This window comes from Flavobacterium sp. (assembly GCF_030146175.1).
In the GTDB taxonomy this organism is placed as follows: Bacteria; Bacteroidota; Bacteroidia; order Flavobacteriales; family Flavobacteriaceae; genus Flavobacterium.
In genome coordinates this window covers 1-13,511 of record NZ_JASLCE010000156.1, presented here as the reverse complement: position 1 = coordinate 13,511, position 13,511 = coordinate 1, and the positions used below count along the sequence as shown (strand labels likewise).

Sequence of the window (13,511 nt, the reverse complement as noted above, 5' to 3'; positions counted from 1 at the left end):
AAATTAGGTAAAAACACGTATTGCTTTGTTGTGTATAAATTAGTTTCTTTCTAGTTTAATAGTATTACAATTATTAAAAGGCTTTTTTACGAAAAAAAATAAGGAGAAAGTTTCGTAAAAAATGCTATGTGTCACAATAAAAGTACAACTCAATGACAACATATATAATTATAAATACGATAATAATTTTTGGACTTGGTCTGATTTGTTGCTATATGTTCTATAAACAACAAAACACCAGACAAAATACTGAAACTACAGACCCAAATGATACCATGTCAAAAATAACAAGTCTTGACTGGAAAGTTAAAGCTCTTTTAGTTCTTGCATTTATACTGGTACTAGTTTCTTTTATTTCACCTTTTTTATTTACTAGATCAGCTGTAAACGAAGACTTTGACTTCACACAAACAGGGCAAATTGGAGATACAATCGGTGGACTAATGAATCCGTTTATTGCACTTGCTGGTGTAATTGTTACTGGACTTGCATTTTATATTCAGTATAAAGCTAATCTTCAACAAAGAGAGTTATTTCTATTAGAACAAGTAGAAAATAAAAGGCAGTTACAAGAACAAATCAATAGCCAGAATAGGCAGATACAACTGCAACAATTTGAATCGCAATTCTACGAGATGCTAAAGTTACATAGAGAGAATATAGGCGAAATGAAAATTAATGGATATGACTTTGAAGAAACATCTACTCAGTTGAATCGATTTGAAAAAACAACAGACGGGAGAAAACTTTTTGTTGTTATGCAAACTGAGTTTGAGTGCATTCTTAACCTTTATACGAAAGACAATAAACTTGACAAAGTTGGATTTGAAAAATGTTACCAATTGTTCTTTTCGGGATTGGACAGATATGAAAAAGCTTATCCAGCAGAGACTAATTTTGTTGAGATGCTGAAAAAAGCACGACAAAGACATGAAAATCCATCTAAAAATTCCATAACCACAAACAAAGACAGAAAAGAATTTTTACAATATGTAAAACTATATTTTAACTATAAGCCATTTTCTGGACATGCTCAAAGACTTGGTCATTATTTCCGCCACTTATATTTATCTGTAAAATCCGTTGCTAATAGTACTATTGTCACAGACTATGATGAAAGAATGAGGTATTTAGGAATACTAAGAGCGCAATTATCTAATCATGAACAAATCTTATTATTTTACAATTGGCTAAGTGAATATGGAAACGATTGGGAAAACGATACTCATTCCTTTTTCACAGAATATTGTATGATTCATAATTTGTGGTATGACAATTTGTTCGATGATAAGTTCATCTCCGATAATGTAAACTATTTAAGAACCAAAAAAGTTGAACTGCGAAAAGGACTAATGTTTGAGATTGACGGTTAGAAGAATGGCGAACGCATAACAACACCTTGCCAAAAGCGGAGCGACAGTATTAAAGTGAACATTAGAATATTAAATAAATATTTGTACTTGTATGAAAGCTTGGTGCTCAAAAAGCTCCGCCTTCAGCAAGGTAGCAAACTAATATAAATAATTGAGCTATAATAATACTAAAGAATATAGTCATATATATGCATCCTCATTCAACTTTATTAAAATAGAACAAAAGCGACACAAGGTGTTCGATGAATATGCAAACAAAAACGGGAGAATAAGTTAAGCTACTTTTTTGTGATTTGTTCGCTTTTTATTCGGTTCAACTGAAAAGTATTTCTTTTTTATTAAGAATTATATCTTAATACTTTAGTTTGTAAATTCGGTAAAAACAGGGATTACTATATTGTTTATAAATTACTTTCTTTTTTGTAGACACAGTGATATGCTTTTTGATGAAAAAAACTTGTAAAAGTTTCGTGAAAAACATTGTTATAAGGTATTTTAAAACGACACATTAAAAACTTAAAATATGGACAACACGACATATGAATTTTTTATAAGACGAGCTTGGAAATGCGACCGTTTCCAAAAAGGTGCAAACACTGACACTTGGGAAAGTCTCTTGTATAAAAAATACAATTATGAAGAATCTATTGGAAAAGCCACTGAATCTAAACTTAAAAAAGAATATGACAGTAAATTTTCCCAAGTACAAAATTACATAGACAACGCTTACAATAATCTTTTGTATAGAGCCACAGAGATTAACGACAATAACAATCTTGTTAATGAACTATTAGATTTAAAAACAAGCGCGACAAACTCATCTACGCCACAAGATTTGTATAATGTACTTAGAAGTTCATTTAAATTACTAAATGATAATGGATTATGAATTATAATGACCGAAAAAAATATGCAGAGGAACTTATTAAACAAGATAAGTATCCAGACGCTTTGGTTGAATATAGCACCTTAATCAAAGAAAACCCTAAAGATACACAAATAATAGAGCGTTTTGTTTTTTTGTGGACAAGAATACAAGAAGGTAATTATGATTTTGAGCCTGACACACCGGAACAATATACAATGCGTGGGATTGCTAAATTTTATAATAATGAAACAGAAAACTCTATCAAAGATTTTGACAAAGCATTATCTCTTGACCCAAATTATGATTATGCGTTAAAGTCGAGAGCATTTAGCTTGAAATTTCTTGGGTGATTAGAAGATTCCATAGCGGACTTGAAGAGAGCATTAAACATTCAAGAAACAGGTGAGTATTATGATGACCTTTCTGAAATATACGCTCTAATTGGTGATATTAAAACGGTATTAGAATTTCATCAAAAAGCAATTGAAACATCGCCAAATGATGCCAGACTGTGGTATAATTATGGCGTGGACTTGATAGAAAGTGGAAATTTAAAAGAAGCTCTAAATAAATTCAACAAAGCAATTGAATTGTGGCCACAATACGATGATGCATTAGTAAACAGACAGTACGTTATTGAAATACTAAAAAGACAAAACGCCCTATAACACGAGCCTTGCGTCAGGCGGGATGACGTGTAAACTTGGTGCTTTGTGCTCCTTATGTACTTTAGTAAGAAATTGAAACTTTGTGCTTTGAAACCCGCCTGAACACAAAGCCCGAAACCTTAACTGCAATGCCACAAAAAACTATAAAAATTCAATTTTAAATAAAAAGTATGTGCAGAGGTTTTAATTTAAAAATCCCTGTGTCTAAAAATTAAGTAAAAACACGTATTGCTTTATTATCTATAAATTACTTTCTTTCGTATTCACAAAATACAGCTATATCGCTTTTTTACGAAATAAATAAGGGGAAAGTTTCGTATAAAACAATGTTATGGACAAGGCTAAACAAACAGGCAATAAGCAAAATGGCACCGGCAAATAAACTGACAATTAAGAACGACACAATAGTTTATGAACAAGACCCACAAAATAGGTGGACGCTTGACATTGATAAAATTAAATTTATTGGAGAATATACAACTTCGTCTGGACCATTAGCGGACGACTGTTTTTTTGTTTTTGCCGACACTGTTGATCAATGGTGGCAAGCACCGACACATTCAGTTGATCACGAACAGTTTTGGAAGCAATTAGGACAAAAACTCAACTGTGAATTAGCACCAGGACTTTTCGCTTCGACAAATTGGGCGACACGAGTAATATATCCTAAATCACTTGACGGACAAGAGCTATTTATAGTTGTAAAGACAGAACCTAAACCAAAAACGTTTTGGCAGAAATTCTTTGGAGGAGATGATAACAACGAACATCTTGAATTGACAAAAAATGTAAAACAACTTTTCAAATGAGACCGATAGCGCAGATTTGCAATCCGTACCAATAAAGAAGAAGTAAACTACAACCTTAAAAAGTTGTAGTTTTGTTTTTTAATATATGTGATTTAATAACCTTCGTGTGGATTACACCCGAGGCTTTAGCCAAACTGACGAAGTAAATCCACGCTATCTAATTCCTAAAATAATAATTACTTTAGTGAATCTGTTTTACAAAATACAGTTATAGCACTTTTTTTTACGAAACATATATAAATTTCGCAAAAAATAACGTTAGTAGCAATTTAAAACTATGTATAGTCTTAAAATAAGCGAATTAAAAATTAAACAAAAAAGAAATAATACAAACTACATGAAAAAACTATTAATTATTTTCACATTAACTTCATTAATCTCATGTTCAACAACAAAATCAGGTACACAAGAAATAGCTGCCGATTCAACGTATGGATATTCTAAAGAGAACCCAATTAAGGTTGGAGGTAATACCAATGGTCCTGCAAATGAGCAAAAATTTTTAAGCTCATTATCTGGTCCAAACGGAGAAGAATTATGGTATAAAAGATCAGGAAGCTGTTGTAGTTTTGAAACTAGAAATAGTTCTTTTGGAATGGGAATGTTAGATGTTTATAAAGTCACATATGAAGGCAAAAAGGATACTTTAACTTTATATTTTAATATGTATGACAAAGTAAAACCTAAAGCTCCATTGGGACTAAAATTTAAAAAATAAACGATCCCCGATAACGCGGATTTACTTCGTCAGTTCGGCTAAAGCCTCGGGTGTAATCCGTGACAATAAAGATGAAGTAAACTACAACCCTAAAAAGTTGTAGTTTTGTTTTTTAACATATGTGGTTTAATATAACCTTCTCACAGATTACAAATCCGCGCTATCTGGTCATAAAATAGGTTGACTATTTTTTGAATTTACATTTGTCATTAGACATCAAAAAGTCCTGTATTTTCTTCCTTCATTTTCTTTTTGATTTTTTCAATTATTTTCTTTTTACCTAGAATAGAGGTACCAATCCTACTTTCGGAAAGAAAAGTAACCTCATTTTCATCAATTATATAATCATACAAAATCAAATCCATTTCGATCACATTCGTTCTTTTAAAAGAAATTGTAAATTCAGTACTTAGGAATGCTATTACCTTTTCAATATATTCTTCTCCAAAGTTTTTAGATATTTTAACTTCCTTTTTAAAAAACATAATTACCTATAATTTAAAGTTGCGTTGCTTTTGCAGATCTCTTATCGGACGACCTAGAGAATCTGATTTAGGATAGTGCAATGTACCATATTTACGGCATCATTTCAAAATTTCATAAAAATCGATTCTTAAAAAGGAGATTAATTTTTATATATCGGTAGAGTAGTAGCTGCCGCTCTTTGTGCAGTAATATAGCGCAGCTTTTTTATACTTTTAAGCTAATTAATTTAAGAATTTTATTACTATTTTAGCGAAGTGTAAACGAAGTAATTTTGTGAAATTTATGCGATTATTGTAGTGATTGATGTGTATGTGTAAGCTTATTGTAGTTAAGTTTGATAAAATCTTCGTCGATAATAAAAATCACAACAACATCGAAACTAAATACTATGACTGTAAAAGATTATTGCCTTGAAATACAAAAACTCTTAACAGAAGTTGGGGAATTAAATTGGGCAAAATGTTTTGAAAACTTCATATCTGAATTGGAAGTATCAAACGATAATGTAACCTACAGAAAAATAATTTCAATATATGGTGGTATGGGGGCTTTTGATGATGTAGTACTTTATAAAGACGGTGTTCTCTGCGAACAAGAAAACGATACTTTATATCAATTAAAAAAAGAATTATATACTCAAATTGTGGCTGACTGGAAATAGAACGATGCTTCGTTTAATGGTCGCACGAACCATTACTTTGTCGGTGAAAGCAGCAAAAAAGAAATTGATTTGGCAGGATTTAGCATAAAAAATCCAGCTTATTATTTAGAACTAAAAAAACATATGGAAGAGATTAAAAAATTTATTGAAAATTTTATTGAGGATGAATATACTTGCAATAAAACAAATTATGATTTTTCTGTTTCTGATGAGGAATATGAGAAGATGCGATTAAAGGTTGAAGATTATTTTCATACTGTCAATGTGGACGAATATTGGAGAGGATTAGAGGAAGAAGATGTACAGGAGTTGGATATTAAGATGAAAGATTTATATTTTCAAAATGTAGAAAGAGCAATTCCGCGCACCTTATTTCAAATAAAGCAATATAAAAATCCTAAAGTAGGAGAAGGTTTAGTCAGATGGTTAGTTGACGATGAACTTTTTGCATGCTATACGAGTTATACGGAAAATAATGGTTTGCCTCTTGATTATGTTGCACTATTCTACGTAGCGCAAACAAATGTAGGATTTAAAATAGTCTATAGAATGCGCTATGAAAGTGATGCGCCTAGGTGGGGCCACTCACATGATTTAAAAATAAATCAAATAACGCATCCCGGTAAACGCATAGCTGTTGAAAAATATCTAGCGCCAGAGGAAGCAAACAGTTTGGCGGATTATAATGCAGAGTAAAATAATTAAAACCAAAAATTTCTGTGCCTCGTTTCGTGTCTACACAAAACGAAATGAAAAAGGTTCGTGTCGCACGAATCATTGCTTTGTCAAAAAATAAAAATTACGTTTTAAAATATGGAAAATTTATTCAAAAAATTAGTAACCTTTTTTAATGAATTAAGTTCAAACGATTTAATAGAATTACACGAAGAGTCTCTTTTCCCTCAAGAATTTAACTTGTCTGACAGGCTTCTTCAAAAATATCAAAAAAAAATTTCTGATGAAGCAGGTATTGAATTTAGCAACGACGCTATAAGGATATTAGGCTTAACGTCTCTTTCAATAAAATGGACTAATAAATTGATTCCTAAAGTAAAGGAGAACATCAGTGGCGGGACATCTTTTCTAATATATAAAGCCCTTTGTGGAATTCAAGATGAGTGGCTTAAAGAAAACCCGCTCAATCATCCACAAGAATTAGTGGGAAATTTATATTCATTTAATGACAGTGAAATACGCAGGCATATTTCCCAACGAGGGAGAGGCTGTTTTTATAGAGAACATGGCAAATGGCCGTTGACTATTTATTTTTTTGATGAAGGGGTACGTATTCAAATGAATATGTCATTTGAAAGCTATATTCAAGCTTTGATAGATAGTTGTGCGGTTAGTTACTGGCAATACTTTTATGTTGATATAGATGAACTGATCAAACAAAATAAAGAAATGATATTAAGACATGGGATAGTAATCAATTGCCCAATTGAAGACACAGATTTAGATAGTCCAAGATTAAAGTATTTAATTGATGAATTAGAAATAATAACGAAAAATTTACCAATACTATTCCCTGAAAGAGATTTTAGTTATCATCAAAAACGGCTTGAGCAAATAAAAGAAAAAGCAATGCCATTTTTGTAATAAAATATTTATATTACAAATTCCTAAAAAGCTAAATTTTTCTTTTTAAAGTTTGGTTTTTTATTACAATAAATGAGGGCTTTAAAATGAAAATAAATACCCCGATAGCGCAGATTTACAACCCGTACCAATAAAGAAGAAGTATACTACCAACCTAAAAGTTGTAGTTTTTAGTTTTAAGCACACGGATTACACCCGAGGCTTTAGCCGAACTGACGAAGTAAATCTGCGCTATCTGGTTGTAAATCCGTGCTATCGGGATAATCTAATACATTACTTTGCAATTCCTTCCTCTATAAATTAGCTTCTCGTGGTTTTAAAATATTAAAGGTTAATTTTTTTATTCCATTAACAGCAAAAAACATTCTAATTCAATAAAACACTTTTATCTGAAATAACTATACAACTATCATGGATTAGTATTAATTCAATGCTTTAATACCGACCTAACTTTGCCCCATAATCTTTAAACTAAAAAGAAATGGGAAAAGTAATCTTGATTACAGGAGCTAGTTCGGGAATGGGAAAAGAAACTGCTAAAGCACTTATCAAACAAGGACATACAGTTTATACCGTAGCAAGAAGAATTGAACAAATGCAGGATTTAAAAGTATTGGGAGGACATCCAATCCAAATGGATGTTACCAATGAGGTTGAAATCGAAATTGTAGTAAACACAATTGTTCAGAAAGAAGGCAAAATCGATGTTCTTTGGAACAACGCTGGTTTTGGGTTGTATGGTTCAGTTGAAGATATTCCTTTAACTGAAGCCCGACGACAGTTTGAAGTAAATGTTTTCGGTATGGCAGCCGTAACACAAAAAGTTGTGCCTCACATGCGCAAAGCTAAATCAGGAACAATCATCAATACGTCATCGATGGGAGGAAAAATGTATTTCCCAATGGGCGCATGGTATCACGCATCAAAACATGCAGTGGAAGGTCTAAGTGATTGCTTGCGATTAGAATTAAAAGCATTCAATATCAAAGTTGTGGTTTTGGAACCTGGTTTTATTGCTACCGAATTCGGCTCAGTCCTTTTGGATAATTTCTCTAAAATATCTAAAAATAGTGCCTATACGGCTATGATGGATAAGATCGCCAAAGGAACAGCTGATGCTGCCAAAGGAAATGGCTCCTCCAAATCATCAGTTATTGCCGATACTGTCGTCAAAATTGTTACTAGCAACAATCCTAAAACACGATACAGAGTCGGGAAGTTTGCAAAGCCTATGGTTTGGATGAGAACGTATCTCGGTGACAATTTATTTGACAAAATTGTAATGAGTCAGATGTAAATTCATTAATCGTAAATTAAAAAATATGAAAACAGTTAAAATTTTGTTCGTCCTAATGTTTGCTATTACAGCAAAGTTACAAGCACAAACTAATGAGAAAAATATAGTCGGTATTTGGGAATCTGACAAAAAAGATGTCCGAATGGAATTTTTCAAGGATGGAGATCATTATTCCGCAAAACTTTTATGGGGAAATCTGGTTGTTGAAAAAGATGGAGTAACTTCAAAAAAGGATACTAAAAATCCGGATAAACAATTACGGAACAGGGACATTATTGGTATCGTTAGCTTAACCGGTCTAAAGTGGAACGGAAAAGAATATACCGATGGAAAAATTTATGACCCGCCTAGCGGTGATACTTATACCTGCAAAGCGTGGATTGAAGATGGAAAGCTTTCTTTGAGGGGGTATTTAGGTATATCATTACTAGGAAAAACAGTAACCTGGCACAAATATAAATTATGAGTTTTTACAAACACACTTTAACCTGGATAACCGGCGAATTATTTGAAGCCTATTTCATTAGCAGCTTCGGTGTTATAAAATTATCGGAACTGAAGTTAAGGCAGGAAAAAAAACGAACTTAAAAAGTTGATACAAAATAACTAAATTAGTAATGATTTTTACAGAAAAACATGAAACCCATTGTCAATTTAAAAAGTATCTCAGAGATAAATAAATTTGTGCAACAAGGAAACGTAAATCATCCCCTTGTTGCAGTCATTGATTTCAGTAAAGTAGATGAATATGTTGAAGAAGGAACACGCATTTGTTGTGATTTTTATTCTATTATGTTTAAAAATTACTGCTCTAACGGATTACGATACGGAAAACAATCGTATGATTTTCAGGAAGGCAGTCTAATCTGCATCGCACCTAAACAGGTAATGACAATGGATAGTGAAATCGAGAAAAGGGATGATATGATGGGATGGGGTTTATTTTTTCATCCTGATTTAATCCGCAATACTTCTTTAGGCTCAAAAATAAAAGAATATACATTTTTCTCGTATGAAATGTCGGAAGCCTTACATTTATCAGAAAAAGAAAAGCAAATACTTTATGATTGTATCTTAAAAATTCAAAATGAACTTCTGGAAAATATTGACAATCATAGTCAGAATTTAATAGTTTCCAATATTGAACTTCTATTGAACTATTGCCTGCGTTATTACGGTCGTCAATTTATTACACGAAAAAGTGTAAACAAGGATGTTGTGAGTGAAATTGAAATCCTGATAAAAGATTATTTCGGTTCTCAGGACCTCAAAAAAACAGGTTTACCAACCGTAAAATATCTGGCTGACAAAGTGCATTTATCGCCTAATTATTTAACTGATCTGCTGAAAAAAGAGACAGGAATGAACGCACAAGACCATATCCACTATTTTTTAATTGAGGAAGCTAAAAGTGTTTTACTTAATACAAACCATTCTGTAGGAGAAATTGCGTATTCTCTGGGTTTTGAATATCCTCAATACTTCAGTAAATTATTTAAAATTAAAACCGGACAAACTCCTAAAGAATATAGGAGTTTAAATTAAGATGATTATACACTATTTTGTATTCAAAATCACACCACCTTATTAAAATACAACAAAAGGAACATTAGCTGTTCGATTGTGATACCTCTCAGTCCGCCACTTTATTAACGACCTGATTTTAAATCAAAGCTTTTTTATTGCAGTTTTAGACAGGATTTCAAATCCACGAGAATTGATCAAATGATTTTTTTGGTTATCTTCCCGAACCTTATATTGAATCTGGAAAACTTTGAACCAAAATATTTAAAAAATGGCAAACCACGACGACACGACCTTGGGAGATCTTTTAAAAAAATCTCCTAAAAAAAGTATCTTTAGTACGATCGGGCAGCTCTTTAAAAAGAAGCCGTTGACGCTTGAAAAAGCCTTAAAAAACCCTTTAAAACACACCTCACTTAACCTAAGCCACCAGAACCTAAAGGAATTGCCGGAAACCATCGGACAATTTAAAAACCTGAGACAGCTATATCTGGACAACAATCAGCTGACAAGTCTACCGGATGCCATTGGTGACCTAACTCAATTAGACTTACTAAGTCTAAGAAACAACCAGTTAACAAACCTGACGGACGCAATCGGAAATCTTAGCGGGCTTACCTATATCGACCTAAAAAGTAACCAGCTCACAAGTCTGCCGGACGCAATCGGAAAGCTGACCAGGCTTACCAATATCGATCTGGAAAGCAACCAACTAAAAACACTACCCGATAGTATCGGTTCTTTAGAAAGAGTATATAGTTTCAATGCGGCAAATAACCAACTAACGCAGCTTCCGGAACTATTCGGAAACATGACTCAGATTCAAGTACTAAACTTGCATCACAATCAATTAACGCATTTGCCGGAATCCTTAGGAAACCTGAAAGAAATGGTTGTCTATTTTAATATTAGCAATAATCGCTTAAAAACCCTGCCCAACACGTTGCATAAGGTGGTTTTTGAAGACATCTATCTTAATAACAATGAACTGGAATCACTCGGAACCTTAGGTCAGGGAGGCTACCGAATTGATCAACTGCACCTAAAAGATAATCCGCTTTTAACGATACCGGAGACGTTGTCGAAAAGACCTGGCTTATCGCTGTACCAATAACTGCTTCTTCGAAGTACAAAAGACCGTGCTGCGAACAAGTAATACGAGCATACTGCCTTGTGGTACACTAAATCATGGCATTTATATGATTACCTCAAAACGTTAGCGACACGCTTAAACCACTTTATGAAAAAAAACATAACCCTAATAGCCCTTTTTGTTTTTACAATCTGCCAAGCACAAAGTCACCAACTCAACTGTGAGCATATCCATAAAATAGAGAACCCAAAAGAATATTACGACGAATATAGTTCCGGTGGAGGTTATGAGAATTTAACCGTAATGAAAAAGAATTTTAAAAGTGACTTTTTCAATTCAAAAGATAAAGATTTAAAATCGATTGTGATTAGAATACAAACGCAATCTGATGGAGCCAATATAATGCATGATTCCCAACTTTATGAACCAAAAGAAAATGAGATCGCTTTATTTTTAGAAGATGAAGATAGAAAATCATTTATTGGAACTTCACAAAAAATGTTCTTTAAAGTTGGTGGAAAACTAAAAGCATCAATCAGTAAAGGAAAAACAAACGGATTAAAAATTCTGGAATTTATGAAATGTGGAATGCTAAATCTGAAAAGAATGCCAATTGATGATAAGATAGTGGAATGTTTAGAAAATGAAATAACTAAATAAATGAAAACAGAAGCTAACACTAGATTCACTACTGACAGCTTCCCTGGAACGTTATAAATAATTAAGCCCGATAGCGCGGATTTATAATCCGTGCTATCTAGTAATAATTAAGTATTTGATTATACATTTTCTCTTCCAATGGTATTAAAATACAACAAAAGCAGCATCAGATGTTGGATTGTACTACCTCTTAGCCTGCAACTTTACAAAAGCGATAAATTTTATCAGGGCTTTTTTGTCGTTCATGATAGACATGGATAGTAAATCTGCGCTATCTGGAAAACACAAAAAGTGGTAAGTTATTAATTTAGAAAAACTGTTGTCCTGCGTTCATTTGTTCTTCATCTGTGCTTCATTTAGAATCAGTATATTTATATATCAAACGGAATAAATAAGCACATTTAAAACTAATTGTATCATGGAAAGAATAGTTAAAACAGATCACAGAAAAAACAATCTGAATACAGTTTTCAGAGTTATTCTTGTATTGTTGATGGTTGCTTTCAACATCAAATCTTTCGGACAGAAAAACGCTAAAGATGAAATTATACTGCCAATAGAAGTAAAAGCAGCATTTGAAAAACAATACCCCAATAGTAAGGCTTCCTGGACAAGAGAATATAGAGGCGATAATGATGATCAACTGAGATACGAAGCGAAATTCAAGGGGACTAAAGGAAACGATCTGGCTGTCTATGATAATCTGGGCAATCTGAAAGCCTTTGAAGCCAGTATAACGTTGAGGGATCTTCCTGCAAATGCTACTAAATATTTAAAAAAAGGAAATTTCTTAAATAAAGTTACCGAAGCGGTTAAGGTTACCGACATGGATATACATCCGGATTCAGATATAGATTTGAATATAAAAAAGATGATCACGTATGAAGTAGGAGTTGTTAAAGGAAGTCAGTTTTATGATTTGGTTTTTAGTGATAAAGGAGCGTTTATCAGAATGGTAGAAAAGGATTAAGCCTTAGAATTTATGAAGCCGTTTTTTTATAAGTCCTTTTTAATTATAACAACGATAATTGTATCCGCCTGCGATAATAAAAAAGCAATACCACAGTCGGTCCCATATTCAAAACCCTATAGGGCAGGCGTGGTTTTGTCTTTTGACGATGCCTATGTAGACGAATGGTTTGAGGCCGACCAGGCTTTAAAAAAATACTCCTGGAAAGCCACTTTTTGTGTTTGCAGGATTGATTCCATAGGCGCACCCCAATTAAACAAGCTCGTTCAGATGCAGAAAAACGGACATGAGATAGCCGGGCATGGATACCATCATTTTAATGCGGTTACGTATGCGGCGGCAAACGGAATCGATAATTATGTAAAAGTAGAAATAGACCCGATGCTTGCATCGATGAAAAGGTTGGCTTTACATGTTACCTCATTTGCTTATCCCTATGGGGAAAGATCAGAGGAACTCGATAAGGCTTTAGCTCCAAAATTTAATATTATCAGGGGAAGGGCATTTTGTGGCGATGTTCCGGAAAAAGAAGGCTGTTATTTTAGAGGTACAAAATATATGTATGCCTTTGATATCGATAATAATCATGTCCATTTTAGTATACCTTACCTTTTAGAGCTATTGGATTATGCCAGAAAAGAAAATAAGATACTTATTTTGTGCGGTCATAAACCGGTTAAGGAATTAACAGCTAATTATCAAACAAAAATTGAAACCTTAGCATTTATCTGTAAATACATAGAATTGAACAATATGCAGTTTTACACTCTGTCCGATTTGGATAA

General features: G+C 32.9%; 17 protein-coding genes. 16 read left to right on the top strand and 1 reads right to left on the bottom strand.

What is annotated here, in order from left to right; translation table 11 throughout:
* Nucleotides 1–152 precede the first annotated feature (152 nt).
* From Q1R07_RS16325 to Q1R07_RS16300, 6 genes are all read left to right on the top strand, one after another.
* On the top strand, nucleotides 153–1,373 hold the full coding sequence (locus tag Q1R07_RS16325; protein ID WP_300492267.1) for a putative phage abortive infection protein: 1,221 nt from the start codon (nucleotides 153–155) through the stop codon (nucleotides 1,371–1,373).
* A gap of 523 nt (nucleotides 1,374–1,896) precedes the next feature.
* Entirely contained in the window at nucleotides 1,897–2,262 is a 366-nt protein-coding gene (locus tag Q1R07_RS16320) for a hypothetical protein (protein WP_300492266.1), read from the top strand.
* Nucleotides 2,259–2,591, top strand: a complete 333-nt coding sequence (locus Q1R07_RS16315; RefSeq protein ID WP_300492264.1) for a hypothetical protein — start codon at nucleotides 2,259–2,261, stop codon at nucleotides 2,589–2,591. The genes Q1R07_RS16320 and Q1R07_RS16315 overlap by 4 nt, the downstream gene beginning before the upstream one ends.
* Nucleotides 2,592–2,612: 21 nt before the next feature.
* Entirely contained in the window at nucleotides 2,613–2,909 is a 297-nt protein-coding gene (locus tag Q1R07_RS16310) for a tetratricopeptide repeat protein (RefSeq protein WP_300492262.1), read from the top strand.
* A gap of 365 nt (nucleotides 2,910–3,274) precedes the next feature.
* Complete coding sequence (locus tag Q1R07_RS16305) at nucleotides 3,275–3,718, top strand: hypothetical protein (protein ID WP_300492260.1); 444 nt, start codon at nucleotides 3,275–3,277, stop codon at nucleotides 3,716–3,718.
* A gap of 337 nt (nucleotides 3,719–4,055) precedes the next feature.
* Complete coding sequence (locus Q1R07_RS16300) at nucleotides 4,056–4,436, top strand: 2-dehydro-3-deoxyphosphooctonate aldolase (protein WP_300492259.1); 381 nt, start codon at nucleotides 4,056–4,058, stop codon at nucleotides 4,434–4,436.
* Between the two features lie 209 nt (nucleotides 4,437–4,645).
* Here Q1R07_RS16300 and Q1R07_RS16295 read toward each other — a convergent pair whose 3' ends face one another.
* On the bottom strand, nucleotides 4,646–4,921 hold the full coding sequence (locus tag Q1R07_RS16295; protein ID WP_300492258.1) for a hypothetical protein: 276 nt from the start codon (nucleotides 4,919–4,921) through the stop codon (nucleotides 4,646–4,648).
* 389 nt (nucleotides 4,922–5,310) lie between these two features.
* Between Q1R07_RS16295 and Q1R07_RS16290 the strand changes: the two genes are divergently transcribed.
* The 10 genes from Q1R07_RS16290 to Q1R07_RS16245 form a co-directional block, all read left to right on the top strand.
* A complete protein-coding gene (locus Q1R07_RS16290; protein ID WP_300492256.1) occupies nucleotides 5,311–5,583 on the top strand; it encodes a hypothetical protein in 273 nt (90 codons plus the stop codon).
* A gap of 69 nt (nucleotides 5,584–5,652) precedes the next feature.
* The gene (locus Q1R07_RS16285; protein WP_300492255.1) at nucleotides 5,653–6,279 is read left to right on the top strand and encodes a hypothetical protein; all 627 of its coding nucleotides are present in this window, start codon (nucleotides 5,653–5,655) and stop codon (nucleotides 6,277–6,279) included.
* Between the two features lie 117 nt (nucleotides 6,280–6,396).
* Nucleotides 6,397–7,182 carry a hypothetical protein gene (locus Q1R07_RS16280; RefSeq protein ID WP_300492253.1) on the top strand — a complete coding sequence of 262 codons (786 nt, stop codon included), beginning with the start codon at nucleotides 6,397–6,399 and terminating at the stop codon, nucleotides 7,180–7,182.
* 481 nt (nucleotides 7,183–7,663) lie between these two features.
* Nucleotides 7,664–8,479, top strand: a complete 816-nt coding sequence (locus tag Q1R07_RS16275) for an oxidoreductase (protein ID WP_300492252.1) — start codon at nucleotides 7,664–7,666, stop codon at nucleotides 8,477–8,479.
* A 25-nt stretch (nucleotides 8,480–8,504) separates the two neighbouring features.
* Nucleotides 8,505–8,945: a DUF2147 domain-containing protein gene (locus Q1R07_RS16270; RefSeq protein ID WP_300492250.1), complete on the top strand. Its 441-nt coding sequence runs from the start codon at nucleotides 8,505–8,507 to the stop codon at nucleotides 8,943–8,945.
* Nucleotides 8,946–9,115: 170 nt separating this feature from the next.
* Complete coding sequence (locus tag Q1R07_RS16265; protein WP_300492248.1) at nucleotides 9,116–10,024, top strand: response regulator transcription factor; 909 nt, start codon at nucleotides 9,116–9,118, stop codon at nucleotides 10,022–10,024.
* Nucleotides 10,025–10,274: 250 nt separating this feature from the next.
* A complete protein-coding gene (locus tag Q1R07_RS16260) occupies nucleotides 10,275–11,117 on the top strand; it encodes a leucine-rich repeat domain-containing protein (RefSeq protein ID WP_300492247.1) in 843 nt (280 codons plus the stop codon).
* 126 nt (nucleotides 11,118–11,243) lie between these two features.
* Nucleotides 11,244–11,756, top strand: a complete 513-nt coding sequence (locus Q1R07_RS16255) for a hypothetical protein (RefSeq protein ID WP_300492246.1) — start codon at nucleotides 11,244–11,246, stop codon at nucleotides 11,754–11,756.
* 418 nt (nucleotides 11,757–12,174) lie between these two features.
* Nucleotides 12,175–12,726 carry a hypothetical protein gene (locus tag Q1R07_RS16250; RefSeq protein ID WP_300492244.1) on the top strand — a complete coding sequence of 184 codons (552 nt, stop codon included), beginning with the start codon at nucleotides 12,175–12,177 and terminating at the stop codon, nucleotides 12,724–12,726.
* 129 nt (nucleotides 12,727–12,855) lie between these two features.
* Nucleotides 12,856–13,511: polysaccharide deacetylase family protein (locus tag Q1R07_RS16245; protein ID WP_300492243.1), on the top strand; the 656-nt coding region annotated here is incomplete at its 3' end.